The following is a 16,199-nucleotide window of genomic DNA, read 5'->3' as shown; positions in this document are numbered from 1 at the left end:
GGGTTGTTGACCGCAACCCAAGGCCAAGGAATCACCCGAAGTGATGATTTCTGGGCCTGCAGGTCTTTACGCAGGGGCCTTTCCGGGGCTATGGCGATCGTTTTCCGCACCCTCACCCCGGACGGAACCCACGCCCCGGACGGACAGGAAGCGGGAGATCGCCGCTCTGGCGATCTGGCTTCCCCAGCCGCCCCAGTTCACGTCGAAACAGTGGTCCGCCCACGGCAGTTCGACATACGTCGCAGGAGCGCCCGCCGCCTTCAGGCGCCGCGCGAGCTCCCGCGCCTGCGCCACCGGCACCGCACGGTCCGCGCTGCCGTGCAGGAGCAGGGTGGGCGGCACATCGGTGCGTACGAGCTTCGCTGGCGAGCCCAGGCGGTAGCGGGCGGGGACGGTCACGCCGCCGTGCTTCTTCGCCGAACCGCCCATCAGGCGGGGGATCATGGGGTCGCGGCGCAGCGCGGTGCCGGCGATGAGGCGGCGCATGTCGGTCGGCCCGTAGAGGGAGATCACCCCGGAGACCGAGCTGTCACGCACCGCACAGGACGCAGGGACGCGGTCGTCACCCTCCGTGTAGGCGGCCGCGAGCGCGAGGTTGCCGCCCGCCGAACTGCCCGCCAGGACAAGGCGGTCGGGATCGATGCCGTACACGCGCGCGCGGCGCCGCACCCAGCCCACCGCGCACTTCACGTCGCCGATCTGGTCGAGCTGGGTCACGCGCGGCGCGAGCCGGTAGTCGATGTCGAAGACCGACCAGCCGCGCTCGTTGAACCAGCGGTTCCACTCGGGGGTCTGGCCGCGGTGGCCCTTGTTCCAGCCGCCGCCGTGCACCCAGACCACGGCCGGATGCCGCACGCCGTCCCGCTTCGGCAGGGTCCAGAGGTCCAGCTTTCCGCGCCGCTTGCCGGTGCGGGCGTAAGAGCGGGTGCGGTCCCCGTCGGGGGCCTTGGCGTAGTTGACGCCTTCGAAGTAGGCGGTGGGGTCCAGGGGTTGCCCGTAGTCATCGGCGGTGCCGTGCGCGGCGGCGTAGGGCATCACTCCGTAGACGAGTGCCGCGAACGCGCCGAGTGCGGCGAAACCGGCGCACCAGGGGTGCCGCCGCCCTCCGGCCATGGCGGCCGCGAGGCCGAGCGCCGCGGGCAGCGCGAGGACGAGTCCCCAGGAGGTGACCGCCGCCGCGACGAGCACCAGGAGGGAGATGCGGGGCATCGGGGCGGCCACGAGGACCGCGAGCGCGGCGTTCAGGAGGGCGGCGGTGACGAGGAGGACGCGGGAGAGGGGGGCGGGAACCCGGGGGCGGGGCGGGGTGGTTGGCGTCTTGGCGCACGTCACGCCGAAGAACTATCACAGAAGCGGACAAAAGGCCCTTAAGGTGAGCGGGATACGGGCGGCGGAGGCACCCCGCCCGACCTCAGACGGCCCCGTGGCCGAGGCCCCCCTGACCTCAGACAGCCGCACCCTCACCGCCCTCGTGATCCCCGCCATCACCCCCGGGATTCGCGTCCCTGGGTGAGGTGGTGGCCAGGCCAAGACGCTTGCGGGCCGCGGCCTCCGCCTTGCCGCTGATGTGCTTCTGAGCCGGTACGTAGTACTCGTAGAAGGCGTCCGCGTCCTTGGCGGTGGACGCCTTCGCCCACTGCTCGCGGTTGCGCTCGATCGCGCCGACCAGGGCGGTGACATCGGCGTCCGCCTTCGCGGGCCAGTCGTGCCCGCGCAGCAGCCTGGCCTGCTCGGCGAGGCCCTTGTCGACGCGGCCCGCCCACTCCTTGTGGCCCTTCAGGTCGTCCTCGACGTTCTCCTCGACAGGCTCCGACTCGTACGCCTCGTAGAGGGCCTTGTCCGCCTTCAGGTAGGCGAGCTGGTCGGCGTCGAGGTTCGTCGCGTCCCGCCGGAACGAGCCCTTCAGGCCGCGCTTCTCCTCCGCGTCGCCGTAGAGGCAGGTGATGTGGCGGTCCCCCTGGCCCCAGGTCTCCCGGTCGGGCATGTAGTACGTGAGTTCGGCGTCCCCGATGTCGACCCAGGAGTCGAGTACGTAGGAGGCGTCCAGGTCGACGCACTTCCGCTCGGCGAGCGAGGTGAGCGCCGCGTCGCCCGGGAAGGTCTCGTGGTTCACCCGGACCGAGGCGAGGACCTCGCCGTCGTGCCGCGCGGAACAGGGCACCTCGTCGATCTCGTAGACGTACTGCGCTCCTTCGAGATCGCTGTCGGGAACGTTGAAGCACTCGCCCTTGTCGATGGGGAACGCGGAGGAGTTCCGGGACTCGCGCGCGGCCTCCTTGAAGCCGTCCACGAAGTCCCGCGCGCCCCCGGTGACGACGGCGAGCACCAGAAGCACGACGCCGATTACGGAAAGGACACTGCCCGCGATCGCCATCCCCTTGCCGCGCTCGCCCTTCTTCGAGATCTGCGCGAGCGCGATCAGACCGAGGATCAGGCCGACGGCGGGCAGGAAGCAGAGGATGCCGAGCACGAGCGAGGCGATCGCGAAGCCATTGACCGGCGGCCGCGAGTACGGCGAGTACGCGCCCGGCCACCGCTGATACGGGACCTGGGGCCCGCCCGGGTACGGGACCTGCGGAGGCGGCCCGTAGGGCCCCTGCCCATGCTGCTGCGGAGGGCGACCGCCGAGGTCGGGCGGCGGGGGTATGTCCACGAGTACCGTGCTCCTGGTTCGGGCGGGTCGGTCGGTGCGGGAGCTTCGCATCGTATGCGGGACACGGACGGGGGATGAAATGGGAACATCCGGCGCAATAGTGCGGGCGGTCAACGGGCTGACGGCGCGGCGCGGTCCGAACTGGCCCACGCGGTCGGCCTCCCCGCCGATCAGGCAGCGGGCGCGGCACGGCAGTTGCTCGCCTCGTCCTCGCGGCCGGCTGGGTCACCGACCCGGAGCCGTACCGCGAGGACGAGGATCAAGAGGGCAAGGATCAGCAGGAGCAGGTCAGTTCAGGGCCTCAGGCCTAGAACTGCAGTGCCCAGGAGTCGATCTTCCCGACGTCCAGCGCCGCGTTGTCGCTCACGCGCAGCTTCCAGGTGCCGTTGGCCGTCTCGGACGACGCGTCCACCGTGTAGGTGGTGTTGATGTCGTCCGAGCTGCCGCCGGTGCCGTAGCCCTTCAGGGTGTACGCGGTGCCGTCGGGTGCGATCAGCTGTACCTGGAGGTCGCCCACGTAGGTGTGCTTGATGGCGACCGGCACGCTCAGGGCTGCGGGAGCCCTGCCCGCGACGCCGCTCACGGTGACCGGCGACTCGACGGTGGTGTTGTCACTGATCGCGAAGTCGGTCGTGTTTTCAAACTTGGGTCCCGGAGGGTTCGTCGAGCCGGCGCCCACATTCAGGAGGCGGTTCGGCGAGCCCGATCCGGGGCTGGTGACGACGCCCGTGGAGGACGCGGCGACCAGTGCCGCGGACACCTGCGCCGGGGTCGCCGTGCGGTTGTCCGCGAGGTAGAGCGCCGCGGCACCCGCGGTGTGCGGAGACGCCATCGACGTACCGGAGATGGTGTTCGTCGCCGTGTCGCTGGTGTTCCACGCCGAGGTGATGGACGAGCCGGGCGCGAACAGGTCGAGGATGCTGCCGTAGTTGGAGTAGCTCGCCTTGGCGTCCGTGCTCGTGGTGGCGCCGACCGTGATGGCCTCGGCCACGCGCGCGGGAGAGCGGGTCGAGGCGTCGACACTCTCGTTGCCCGCCGCGACGGCGAAGGTGATGCCGGACGCGACGGCGTTGCGTACGGCCGTGTCCAGGGCGCTGTCGGCACCGCCACCGAGAGACATGTTCGCGACGGCCGGCTTGACCGCGTTCCGCGTGACCCAGTCGATGCCCGCGACGACCTGCGCGGTGGTGCCGGAGCCCTGGTTGTTCAGGACGCGGACGCCGACGACCTTCGCCTTCTTGGCGACTCCGTAGGCGCCGCCCGCGACCGTGCCCGCGACATGCGTGCCGTGGCCGTGGCCGTCCTGTGCGGTGTTGTCGTTGTCGATCGCGTCGTAGCCGTACGAGGCACGGCCGCCGAAGTCGCTGTGACTGATGCGGACTCCGGTGTCGATGACGTACGCGGTGACGCCCTCGCCCGCGGTGTCCGGGTAGGTGTAGGAGTTGTTCAGCGGGAGCGTCTTCTGGTCGATGCGGTCCAGGCCCCAGGACGGCGGGTTGGGCTGGGTGCCGTCGACCGTGAACGTCCGGTTCTGCACGACGGATTCGACCGCCGGGTCCGCGGCGAACTTCTTGGCCTGGGCGGCGGAGAGCTCGACCGCGTAGCCGTTGAGGGCCTCCTTGTACGTGCGCTTGATGTCGGCGCCGTACTCCTTGGCCAGTGCCTTGCCCGCCTTGGAGTCCGCCTTCGCGGCGTCCTCGTCGAGGCTGACGATGTAGCTGCCCGATATCGTGCCGGGCGCGCCGGCGTTCTCGATCTTGCCTTCCGCCTGGCCCGGCTGAGCGGTCGCGGGGAGGGCGGAGACGACGCCGAGGGCGAGGGCCGCGACCGCTGTCGCGCTGATCCCGGCCAGTCTTCGGCGGGTATGACGCATCACTGCCATCTGAGGGGTCCTCCTCAATAGGTGGTGCGCTGGTGGGGGATTGGTGCTGGTGGTGCCCACACACACGGAGGCGTACGGCAGGAACATGTCAAGTCAATGGATCGACGCGCCCGCTCTCGCCTTCGTCGGGACGAAAGATTGGCGGATCCATAGGAATCCCACAAGGGTCAGGACCGGACGTAACACGACCGCCACGCACCCGCCATGACACAACGGCCCCAACTGCCACAACTAGCCTGCCCACATGACAGCATTGCCGGACTACTTCTGTCCCACCGACGGCACACGCGTCCCCCCGGGCACCCTCGCCTGGTGCTGCCCCGTCTGCCGCGGCCCCCTGGACCTGGACTTCTCCCCCAATCCCGGCTCGCTGAAGTCCCTTGCCGGAAGGGTCAATTCACTGTGGCGGTACGCGGAATCGCTGCCGCTGCCCGCCCCCGACTTCTCGCTCGGCGAGGGCCGCACACCGCTCGTACCGCTGGATGGCGGGATTTCGGCCAAGCTCGACTTCCTGATGCCGACGCTCTCCTTCAAGGACCGCGGCGCGGTCATGCTCGCCGCGCTCGCGGCGCGGCTCGGCCCGGACCGGGTCATCGCCGACAGCAGCGGCAACGCGGGCACGGCGATCGCCGCCTACTGCGCGCGGGCCGGACTGCCCTGCACGGTGTACGTCCCGGCCGACACGTCACCGAAGAAGCTGGAGCAGATCGGCGCGCACGGGGCGCGGCTCGAAATCGTCCACGGGGGCCGCGAGCAGACGGCCCTGGCGGCCCGCGAGGCGGCCGATGAGCCCGGCACGTTCTACGCCTCCCACGTGCACAACCCGTACTTCCTGCACGGCACCAAGACGTACGTCCTCGAGCTGTGGGAGGACCTGGGCGGCCGGCTGCCGGACGCCCTGGTCGTGCCCGTGGGCAACGGCACGCTGCTCCTGGGGGCCGCGCTCGCGGTGCGGGAGCTGCACTCCGCGGGGCTGATCGCGAAGGCGCCCACGCTGTACGCCGTGCAGGCCGCGGCGGTCGCCCCGCTGGCCGAGGCGTGGCGCGCGGGCGCCGACGAGCCTCTGGGCAACACTCCGATGGTGCCCACGTTCGCCGAGGGCATCGCGATTCCGCGGCCGCCCCGCGCACGGCAGATCCTGCGGACGGTCCGCGGATCCGGCGGCGCGTTCCTGACGGTGACGGAGGACCAGATCAGGCATGCCCAACTCGACTTGTCGGGGAGGGGGTTGTACGTCGAATCGACCGGGGTGGCGTGCTGGGCCGCCGTACGGTCCGGGGCACTCGGTGAGCGGACGGCCGTGGTTCCGCTGTGCGGGGCGGGTTTGAAATCGGGACTCGCCCAGGTTTGAAGACTGGACTCCCCCCGGCAATTCGAAGGGCGCGACCGACCCGAGTCGGAGAACCCAACTCACCCAAGTTGGAAATCCGGACCCACAAACCCCGCCCCGCCAGGCGCCCACCCGTGGGACCCAGAGGCGCGCCGCCCCACTTCCGGCGGCGCGCCCGCGCATCGTCGCCCCGTGACCCTCCGCACCGCCACGCTCCTGGCCGCCGCCCTCGTCGCCGCGTCCGCTCCCGCACCGGCCGCGCAGGCCGACCAGCCACGCCCTCCGCGTGACTGCGCGCCCGCACCCGGCTGGGCGCCCTCCACCACGAAACGCACCTCTCCGAAGGACACGTACGCCCCCTACGTGGGCAACGGCTACCTCGGCACCCGCGTCCCGCCCGCCGGAGCCGGCTACTCCGCACCTGTCAAGGACCAGAAGACCGGCTGGCCCCTCTACACGCCCCGGTACGACGGCGCCTTCGCGGCGGGCCTCTACGCGCGCGGGCCACGCAACACCGCGGGACGCGAGGCCATCGCCGCCCTGCCTGCCTGGACGGCGCTCGACGTCACCGTGGGCGGCGAGACGTACGGCCCGCGCAGCCGCGTATCGGACTACCGGCAGACCCTGCACCTGCGCTGCGGTTTCGTCCGGACCTCGCTCACCTGGACCACCGCCGACGGCCGCCGCACCGACCTGACGTACGACGTCCTGGCCGACCGCGGGCACGCCCACACCGGCGCCGTACGCCTGCGCCTCACCCCGCACTGGACCGGGGACGCGCAGGTCACCGACCGCATCGACGGACGTGGTGCCCGCCGCATGACGCAGACGGGCGGCGGCGCGAGCGGTGAGCGCACCATGGACGTCACCTTCCGCACGGACGGCACCCGCACGGACGGCGCGGTGGCGTCCACCCTCGTGGCCCCTGGAGAGGCCCACCAGGCCCGCCAGGGGCGCCCGGCAAGGAAGTTGAGCGTCAGCCAGTCCGCCGCCTTCCCCGTCCACGACGGCGCCACCTACGACGTCACCAAGTACGTCGGCATCGACACCGTCCTCACCTCACGCGCCCCGCACAGCGACGCCCGCGCCGCGTCCCTGCGCGCGGCCGAGCAGGGCTGGCCCGCGTTGTTCGCCGCACACAGCGCGGCCTGGCGGCAGCTGTGGTCGTCCGGCATCGACGTCGCCGGGCGGCGCGGACTCCAACTCTGGGTCCGCTCCGCCCAGTACGGCCTCCTGTCCTCCACCCGCCCCGGCGCCCGCGACAGCATCGCGCCCGCCGGTCTGACCAGCGACAACTACGCGGGCATGCTCTTCTGGGACGCCGAGACCTGGATGTACCCGGCGCTGCTCGCGTTCCGCCCCGAACTCGCCCGCCCCGTCCTGGAGTACCGCAACGCCACCATGGAGGCCGCCCGCGACAACGCGGCGAAGACCGCCGTGAAGGGCCTCTTCTACCCGTGGACGAGCGCGAGCCGCGGCGCCCTGTGGTCGGAGTGCCAGAGCTGGTACCCGCCGCACTGCGTCCAGCAGAACCACCTCCAGGGCGACATCGCGCTGGCCGCCTGGCAGTACTACCTCGCGACCGGCGACCGCGCCTGGCTCCGCTCGCGCGGCTGGCCGCTCCTGAAGGGCATCGCGGCGTACTGGACGTCGCGCACCACTTCCAATGAAGACGGCAGTTATTCAATCCAGAACGTCGCGGGTCCGGACGAGTACAGCAACGGCGTGACGGACGGCGTCTACACGAACGCGGTCGCCGCCACCGCCCTGCGCTCCGCCGCCCGCGCGGCCCGCGTGCTCGGCGAGACCGCCCCGTCCGCCTGGACCAGGACCGCCGACCGCATCCGGATCCCGTACGACCCGAAGCGCAAGATCTATCTCCAGTACGCGGGCTACAAGGGGTCGACCATCAAGCAGGCCGACACCGTGCTCCTGACGTACCCGCTGGACTGGCCGATGCCCAAGGGCGCCGCGGCCGCGACCCTCGACTACTACAGCGCGCGCACCGATCCCGACGGTCCCGCCATGACGGACTCCGTGCACGCGATCGACGCGGCCTCCATCGGTGCGCCGGGCTGCTCGGCGTACACCTTCCTCCAGCGGTCCGTACGCCCCTTCATGCGCGGCCCGTTCGCCCTGTTCTCGGAGTCGCGCGGCGAGAAGGCGGGCGCGGGCGACGCGCTCGCGGGCTCCCCCGCACAGGACTTCCTCACCGGGAAGGGCGGCTTCCTGCAGGTCTTCACGCACGGCCTGACGGGGCTGCGTCTGCGCGAGGACTCCGTAGAGCTCGATCCGATGCTTCCCCCGCAGCTCAAGAGCGGTGTGACAGTGCGCGGCGCGCACTGGCGCAGACGCACGTACGACATCGCGATCGGCCCCGAGAAGACGACGGTCCGGCTCACTTCGGGGCGCCCCTTCACCATCGACACCCCGAAGGGCCGCGTCACGGTCGCCGAGAACACCCCCGCCGTCCTGGAGACCCGCCGCCCCGACCTGACGCCGACGGCCGATCTGGCCCGCTGCCGCCCCGCGAAGGCCACCTCCGAAGACCCCGGGTTGTACGCGGCCGCCGCCGTGGACGGCAGCCCCGTCACCGCCTGGTCGCCCACCGCGGACAAGTCATCCCTGACGGTGGACCTGGAGCGAAGGACCGAGGTCGGCACCGTCACTCCGAAGTGGGCGGTCAAACCGGCCCGCCACCGGGTCGAGACATCGGCGAACGGCAACACGTGGCGCTCCCCATCCGCAGAACCGGTCCGCTACGTACGCCTCACGGTCCAGGCGGCCAAGAAGGCGCCGGAGCTGAGCGAACTGACCGTCACCGACTGAGAGACCCGGTCGAGCCCACCGATCGGGCCGAACAAAGCCCCGGCCGGTTCACTGACCGGCAGCCCGCACCGAGTCGAGCAGGGCGGCGCACCGGCCGAGCAGGCCGACAAGCGCAGCCCGCTCCTCCTCGGTGAACTCGGCGGCCAGCGCCCGCTCGACACGCACCGCCGCGCCGTCCGCCTGCGCCATGACGGCCTCGCCCTCCTCGGTGATGCGGGTCTCCAGGATGTTGCGGTGCCACTCGTGGGGGGTTCGCTCGATGAGGCCGCGCTCCTGGAGGTTCTTCAGGACCGTGTTCATGGTCGGCGGCGTCACCCCGCACAGCCGGGCAAGGGCGGCCGCGGAGATGCCGGGCTTCTCACTGAGGTAGAGCAGCGCCGCGTACTGCGGGACGGTCAGCCCCGCCGGTTTCAGCGCCGCGTGCTTGGCCGCGTTGAGGGCCTGCTCGGCCCGCTTGATGTGGGAGCCGAGGCGCTCGGACGCGGGCAAGGTGGTCATCCCCGCATCGTAACGGCCATACGAAAAGCAATACCCCCCATAGAAATTCGAACCTTGACGAGCATTAGAGCTCTAACTTACCTTCGTGTTCATGCCTAACGCGAAGAGGTACCGCAGCTCCCTGACCATCGCCGCGACACTGACCGCCCTGGCCGCCGCCCCACTCCTGCCCACGGCCACCGCACAGCCAGGACCGCCACCGCGCACACCCAACTCCCAGCACCAGCACCAGCACCAGCACCAAGCGCGTATCTCCACGGCCTACGAGCTGCCCGGCGACCGCGCCTATCCCGAGGGCATCGCCGCCGACCCCCGCACCGGCGACGTCTACGTCGGCTCGTACGCGACGGGAGCCGTCTACAAGGCAAGCCCGGGCAAGCGAGCGGCCGACGTGTTCCTGCCCGCAGGAACCGACGGCCGCAAGACCGCCAACGGCCTGAAGGTGGACCGCTCCGGGCGGCTGTGGGTGACCGACTCGACGACCGGAGTCGCGGTGTACGACCTGCGCAGCCGCGCCCTCATCGCCCGCTTCGACGTCCCCGGCACGCCTGGCGACCAGCCCCGGATGGTCAATGACGTGACCATCGCGACGGACGGCACGGCCTATCTGACCGACAGCTTCCGCGCCGTCATCTACCGCGTGACACCTGCCCAGTTGGAGAAAGCCGCCCGACACGACGGACGACGCGGCGAGCTCACCGCGCGCTTCGACCTGAGCGACGCCCTGGAGCCGCAACCGGCCGGCACCTTCACCCTCAACGGCCTCGTGGCCGACCCCACCGACCCCTCGGGCCGACGCCTGTTCACCGTCGACATGACCGGCGGCGACCTCTACCGCATCGACACGGCGTCCGGCAGCATCCGCAAAGTCGCCCTGCACGGCGGGGACTTGACCAACGGCGACGGCCTGGAACTGCGCGGCAGCACCCTGTGGGCCGTGCACAACACGACCAACTCCATCACCCGCTGGCGCCTGACGGACGACGGGGCAACGGCCCGCCTGGAACGCCGCGTCACGGACGAGGCACTCCAGATCCCGACCACCCTGGCCCGGTCGCACGGACGCACGCTGGTGGTCCGCTCACAGTTCGACAAGGGCGGCCCGATGGGTCCCGGCACTCCGACAACTCCGTTCACTGTGGCGGCAGTTGACGGCATCTGACGAATGAAGCCGGCGGCGGACAACAAATGACCAACGGTTCGCCCCGGTGATGGCCGGAGACCTGCCATGCGCGTAACTGTGGTCGTACGCTTGTCGGCACCATCGATACGACAGCGCTGGCTGCTGGTGGCGATCGGGAGGTCACGGGGGTGAAACGCAGCCCTGCGAGGGTTCGCAATGAATTGGTCGCCGACATCGTCGACGTACTGCAGGAATCGAGCACGGTACGGCAGGGGAACAGCGCGGATCTCTGGGTGAGCATGCTCAACAAGGAACTGAGCTCACCGGTTGAACCCCTGCGCAGTGAAGCGCTGCGGCCCTGGCTGCTGCGCCTGGTGGAGCACTGCGCGGAGATCCCCGACGGGCTGCCGTGCCTCGTCCGCTGCCTGAGATATCTGGAGCAGCGTTCTTCCGCCATTTCGTCGCTGCTGCGCCTGGTGGACGAATGGGAGGCCGTGGACTTCTTCGACGGTGCCGACCTGCACCCGCTGCAGCCGACCCTGCGGGAGATCCGCTCCTCGTCCGCTCTGGCCACCCTGGCCCGGCGCGCGAGCCGCTCACGCACCCAGGAGCTGCCCGCGTGGTGCGACACGGGATGGGCAGTCTTCCTACGACTGGCCGGCGGCAACTCCGCCGCGAAGGAACTCCCCGTGAGCATGGCGTTCCTGGCCCTGGCCGCCGACCGGCTCGTGGAGGAAGGGAACATGGAGGCAGCCGAGGACCTGCGTCGCTGGAACCGCCAGCAGGCCCGCGCCTGGGGCCTCGAGGAGAAGATGGCCGACTGGCAGCTCGGTGTCGTCGACCAGCACGCGCCACAGCCTCCTATGGTGCCCGCGTATCTGATGATCCAGTTCGAGCCCGACGGAGTGGACCCGGACCGCTATTTCCTCTCCCACTGGCGGCAGTCCGACGCGGAAGGCTGGCATCCGGTTCCCGGCGAGACCCTGCATCTGCACCGCGACGACCTGCCCGCCGAAGTGGAGACGCTCATCGAGCAGACCGAGGAGCGCTGGGCGGACCTGAGACAGCCCGTCGTCCTGGAATTCATCCTCCCGTGGGAATTGCTCGGGGAGCCGGTGGAGTGGTGGCACAAGGAGTCCTCCACCCTGTCCCCGACCCCGCTGGTGATGGACTACGCCGTACTCGTGCGCAGTTTCGAGCGCCTGCGCAAGGCGGCCTGGCACCGCCCCTGGCACAACAAATGGCGGCAGCTCAAGGAGCGGCCCGCCGAGAGCCACCCCTACTGGAAGCAGCCCGAGCAGTCGCACTTCCACCTGGAGCGCGAACTGAAGGAGGACGACCACGCGGTCTGTCTGGTCCTGAGCCAGCCACCGGGCACCGACTCCCGTTCCAGTCACCAGGAGTTCATGGCAGGCCTGCGGGCGGGAGTCCCCGCGATGATCTGGCACCGGGGCGACTGCGGCGATCCGGCCTTCAAGGAAGCGGTCGCCGACCTGGTCCAGGACCGAGGGCTCTCCGGGCTCCTCAACCGCGCGGGAAATTGGCGCAAGGAGGCTCTGGCGCTCGGCCCCGAGGGCTGGGACAACCACGTGGGACGCCACCTGGCGATCCTGCTCGACGATCCGGAACGCAGACCCGGGCCGCCCGGCCCCGACCGTGCGCCGGTGACGACTTGAACGGGATCACCGGCCACATGTCCATGAACCTCCCGCACCCGGCGAGAGGGGGTGTCGCGCCGTGAACCAGCCAGCCTCCGCTGCCGTGCGGCTGTTTCACGCCGGAAGCACCGGAAGCCCCGGAAGCACGTCTCCTAGCATGTTTTGCGTGCGCCCCGGCCCATGCCGCCGTACCCCCTTGCTTGCAGTGCGGGCGCACTGCCACGCTTCGCGTGTGGATGTCACGCACGCCCGCGCTCTGCGGGACTCCGCACAACTGTCAGCGTCACCACGACGCCTTGAGGGCGCATATGCGGCACGATGACGATGGGCAGCGGCAAGGACCGGCTACGCGGGCACGTCGTGAAGCCGCGTCCGTCCTCGGCAGGCTCGGGCAGTCGGACCCCGGCCGGTCGGGCAGACAGGAGCGCGCGGAAGCGATCCTCGTGATCGACACCCATGTGACGATGCGCGTGTGGGACCAGGCGGTCGACGAACTGATCGGTGAGCTGAACCGCGCGGGGGACTTCTCGCGCGTACGCGTACTGCGACTGCTCGGCACCGACGAGACCGCACCGGCCCGGCTGCGCCCCGAGGAACCGCTCGGGGGCGCCACGGACGACCCGCGCCGAGTGATCCTCGTGGTGACCGACGGGCTCGGCGCCGCATGGCGGTCGGGCGCCGTCATGCCCCTGCTGCGCGCCTGGGGGCGCATGTGCCCGGCCGCCGTGGTCCATGTGCTCCCCCAGCAGCTCTGGTACCGCACAGGGCTCGACGTCTGCCGGGTCCGGCTGCGCGCCGCCCGCCCCTGGGCCGCCAACAGCGAGCTGGAATGGGAACTGCGCGAGGCCCCGGTGGAGTCACACGACCCGGACGAGCCGGACGTCGAGTCGGACGCGGTCCTCGTACCGGTCCTGGCACTGACCAACCGCTGGGCGGAGGCCTGGACGCACCTCGTCATGGGCCCCGAGCCGCAATGGCTGGAAATGACCGCCGTCCGTGCGCGGGAGTGGAAGCGCAGGCCCGACGCCGCGCGCGCTCTGCCGTGGACGTACGACGTTCCCGATCCGCACAGCACGGTGCCGGCGTCGGAGCGCGTATCGGACTTCCGGGCCGGAGCGTCTCCCACGGCCTTCACCCTCGCCACCCGCTTATCCGCAGTGCCTCTCAGCCTTCCGCTCATCCGCAAAGTCCTGGAGACCACACCGGGAGCGGGCCCCGTGCACGCGTCGGAACTGCTGATGAGCGGACTCGTCCGGCCCAGCGGGGCACGGGGCGACGAAGTGACGGATGTGACGTTCTCCTTCGCCCCCAACATTCGCGAAGAGCTGCTCGCACTGGGCCGCCGCAGTGACACGGCACGGATTCTGCACGACGTACGCGCGTTATTGGCAGGGGACGGCACAGCAGCGGCCTCCCTCCTCCCCTCACCCGCAGAACCCCTGGACACCTTGGCCATGCCTCGGGTGAACAGCCGCAATATTGGTTTCCTCCGCGTCGAATTAGCCGCGCTGAGGGCACTCTCCGGACGTTTCATGCAGCGCGCCGCCCTGCTCGCAGGGGTACTTGGCTGGCACGATCGTCGCTACGCAGTCAGCCTGGAGAAAAGCGGTGGAACCCCTGTCTCTCGGCCCGATTCCGAAGGAGCATCGGTGATGTCGACTACGCCCCAGCAAACGGTGGAGGGGGACCGCACATCACAGCCGCGCGTCTGGGGAAATCTACCGCCACGCAACCCCAATTTCACCGGCCGCACAGAGCTGCTCGAACTGCTCGGCGAGCGTTTGCGGGAAGGCACGACGACCGTGCTTCCCGAGGCGATTCACGGCATGGGCGGAGTGGGCAAGACCCAGCTGGCCATCGAGTACGCATATCGCCATCAGGGTGAGTACGACATCGTTTGGTGGATTCCCTCCGAACGGCCCGGACAGATCGGCCAGGCGCTGGTGGAACTGGCCGGACGGCTCGGCCTCGAGACCAGCACGGAGGCGAACATCGCCGGTCCGGCGGTGCGTGAGGCACTGCGCGAGGGCCGTCCCTTCTCGCGCTGGCTGCTCATCTTCGACAATGCCGACAACCCCGAGCAGGTACGCCATTACTTCCCCACTGGAGGCAATGGCACGATCCTGGTCACCTCCCGCAACAGGCGGTGGGGGCTTGTCGGCGGTTCTCTCGAAGTGGATGTCTTCACCCGCGAGGAGAGCAAGGAACTCCTGCGCCATTCGGGACCGCCGCTCCAGGACGAAGAGGCCGATCAGCTGGCCGAAGCGCTTGGAGACCTGCCGCTCGCCCTGGAACAGGCGGCGGCCTGGCGCGCCGAGACGGGAATGCCCGCGTCCGAGTATCTGCGGCTCTTCGAGAACAAGCGCACGGAACTTCTCGAGGTCGCCCCGCCGCCGGACTACCAACTGCCGGTCGCCGCCGCCTGGAACGTTTCCCTGGACCACTTGGAGACCCGCAGCCCGTCCGCCCTGCGACTGCTGCAGCTGTGCTCCTACTTCGCGCCGGACCCGATTTCACGTTCCATTTTCTCCGGGCTCGGAAACAGCAGCATTTTCCCCGAGCTCGACGCGACACTGAACGACCCGATGCGCCTTGCGCGAGCCATAAGGGAGGTGAACCGCTACTCCCTCGCCCGCATCGACCACCGTACGAACTCGATCGAAATGCACCGCCTCGTTCAGCTGGTCCTTAACAACCGCATGACCCCCGAGGAGCAGTCCCGCATGCGCCATGGCGCCCACACTCTGCTGGCCGCCGCTGACCCGAAGGCGCCCAACGCGGCCGCCAACTGGCCGCGTTACGCGGAGCTCTACGGTCACGTCATCGCCTCTGACGCCATCAAGTCCGATCAGCCCTGGGTGCGTCAGCTCGTCATGAACATCGCCCGGTATCTCTACTACTGGGGCGATCACGAGGTGTCGCTCGACTTCTCCGAGCAGGCCTGGGAGACCTGGCAGACCGTCTTCGGCGAGGAGGACCAGCAGACGCTCCTCATGGGGCAGTGGCTCTGCTACATCTACTGGGTCCTCGGCCGCCACCGCGAAGCCGTCGACCTGGTGGCCAAGCTCAAGGAGATCTACGAGCGCACCGCCCCCGAAGGCCGCGAGGACACCCGCGAGGACGCCCTCGCCGCGATCAACCTGGAAGCGGCCGTGCGCCGCGTAGAGGGCGAGTTCGCCGCCGGAGCCCAACTGGACGCCACGGTGTACGAGCGGGCCCGGGTCGCCTTCGGCGAGGAGGACCCCACCACGCTCGAAGCCGCCCACAACCTCGGCACGAGCCTGCGCCAGGCCGGCGAGTTCCGTAAGGCTCTCGAACTGGACGAGCACACCCTGGCGCTGCGCCTGCGTGTCCTGGGCCAGGACCACCAGCGGACACTGATGACGGAGAGCAATGTCGCCATCGACGTACGCGAAACAGGCGACTACGTAGGAGCACGCGCACGCCAGCAGGCCGTGCTCGACGCCTACCGCGACGTATTCGGCCGCGGCAATCCCGCGACCATCGGTACGGTGCGCCAGCTCAGCGAGGCGTGCCGCAAGGCGGGCGATCACACCCAGGCGCTCGAGCTCGCCACCGAGGCGTACTCGAAGTTCACCCGGCGCTACGGCGACACCCACCCCTCGTCGCTGATCGCCGCCCTGACCCTGTCGGTGGCACTGCGTCAGAACGGCGACCTGAACGCGGCACGCGAGCGCGGCGTGAAGGCCTGCCAGGAGTACCGCAACGTCTTCGCCCCGCAGCATCCGCACGTACTGGCCGCGGACGTCGACCTCGCCGTCACGCTGCGGCTTCTCGGCCAGCCCGAGGAGGCCCGCCGGCTCGACGAGGCGGCGCTGTCCTCGCTCACCGAGCGGCTCGGCCAGTCCCACCCGATCGTCCTGGCCACCGCCATCAACCTGGCGAGCGACCTGGCGGCGCTGGGCAACCACCGCGAGGCCCTCGCGATCGGCCGACAGACGCTGGACCTCTGCCGGACCGTCCTGGGCGACGACCACCCGACCACGCTGGCGTGTGCGGGGAACCTCGCGATGGACCTCATCGAGCTGGGCGAGGAGGCCGAAGGCACCCCGCTGCGGGCCGACACCCTGGCGCGGATGGAGCGCGTGCTCGACGCGCCCCGGCTGCTCTCGGAGCCGGCCACTCCGCACCCGGCCACCTTGCAGGCCAAGGCGGGTCAGCGCGCCAATTGCGACATCGACCCGGTACCGCTGTAGCGACGCCGG

At 70.2% G+C, this 16,199-nt stretch carries 9 protein-coding genes; 5 read left to right on the top strand and 4 right to left on the bottom strand.

The window, feature by feature from the left end; all coding sequences use genetic code 11:
- Nucleotides 1-66 precede the first annotated feature (66 nt).
- The 3 genes from AB0O76_RS07450 to AB0O76_RS07440 form a co-directional block, all read right to left on the bottom strand.
- Entirely contained in the window at nucleotides 67-1,332 is a 1,266-nt protein-coding gene (locus AB0O76_RS07450) for an alpha/beta hydrolase (RefSeq protein WP_365486441.1), read from the bottom strand.
- A 112-nt stretch (nucleotides 1,333-1,444) separates the two neighbouring features.
- Nucleotides 1,445-2,653: a DUF4190 domain-containing protein gene (locus AB0O76_RS07445; RefSeq protein ID WP_365486439.1), complete on the bottom strand. Its 1,209-nt coding sequence runs from the start codon at nucleotides 2,651-2,653 to the stop codon at nucleotides 1,445-1,447.
- A 307-nt stretch (nucleotides 2,654-2,960) separates the two neighbouring features.
- Nucleotides 2,961-4,535 carry a S8 family serine peptidase gene (locus AB0O76_RS07440; RefSeq protein ID WP_365486437.1) on the bottom strand — a complete coding sequence of 525 codons (1,575 nt, stop codon included), beginning with the start codon at nucleotides 4,533-4,535 and terminating at the stop codon, nucleotides 2,961-2,963.
- A gap of 244 nt (nucleotides 4,536-4,779) precedes the next feature.
- On the opposite strand from AB0O76_RS07440, the gene AB0O76_RS07435 reads away from it, so the two are divergent.
- Nucleotides 4,780-5,886, top strand: a complete 1,107-nt coding sequence (locus tag AB0O76_RS07435) for a threonine synthase (protein WP_365486435.1) — start codon at nucleotides 4,780-4,782, stop codon at nucleotides 5,884-5,886.
- Nucleotides 5,887-6,057: 171 nt separating this feature from the next.
- Complete coding sequence (locus AB0O76_RS07430) at nucleotides 6,058-8,694, top strand: glycosyl hydrolase family 65 protein (RefSeq protein WP_365486433.1); 2,637 nt, start codon at nucleotides 6,058-6,060, stop codon at nucleotides 8,692-8,694.
- Nucleotides 8,695-8,742: 48 nt separating this feature from the next.
- On the opposite strand, the gene AB0O76_RS07425 is transcribed toward AB0O76_RS07430, so the two are convergent.
- Nucleotides 8,743-9,192, bottom strand: a complete 450-nt coding sequence (locus AB0O76_RS07425) for a MarR family transcriptional regulator (protein WP_365486431.1) — start codon at nucleotides 9,190-9,192, stop codon at nucleotides 8,743-8,745.
- Nucleotides 9,193-9,283: 91 nt separating this feature from the next.
- Here AB0O76_RS07425 and AB0O76_RS07420 point away from each other — a divergent pair, with 91 nt between their 5' ends.
- From AB0O76_RS07420 to fxsT, 3 genes are all read left to right on the top strand, one after another.
- Nucleotides 9,284-10,354 carry a superoxide dismutase gene (locus AB0O76_RS07420; RefSeq protein ID WP_365486429.1) on the top strand — a complete coding sequence of 357 codons (1,071 nt, stop codon included), beginning with the start codon at nucleotides 9,284-9,286 and terminating at the stop codon, nucleotides 10,352-10,354.
- Between the two features lie 149 nt (nucleotides 10,355-10,503).
- A complete protein-coding gene (locus AB0O76_RS07415) occupies nucleotides 10,504-11,991 on the top strand; it encodes a hypothetical protein (protein WP_365486427.1) in 1,488 nt (495 codons plus the stop codon).
- Between the two features lie 218 nt (nucleotides 11,992-12,209).
- Nucleotides 12,210-16,190, top strand: coding sequence for an FxSxx-COOH system tetratricopeptide repeat protein (gene fxsT, locus AB0O76_RS07410; RefSeq protein ID WP_365486425.1), 3,981 nt, complete (start codon nucleotides 12,210-12,212; stop codon nucleotides 16,188-16,190).
- Nucleotides 16,191-16,199 lie beyond the last annotated feature (9 nt).

The organism is Streptomyces sp. NPDC086554 (genome assembly GCF_040686095.1).
GTDB lineage: Bacteria > Actinomycetota > Actinomycetes > Streptomycetales > Streptomycetaceae > Streptomyces.
The sequence above is the reverse complement of the archived record's forward strand: the minus strand, read 5'-3'. Positions and strand labels throughout refer to the sequence as shown.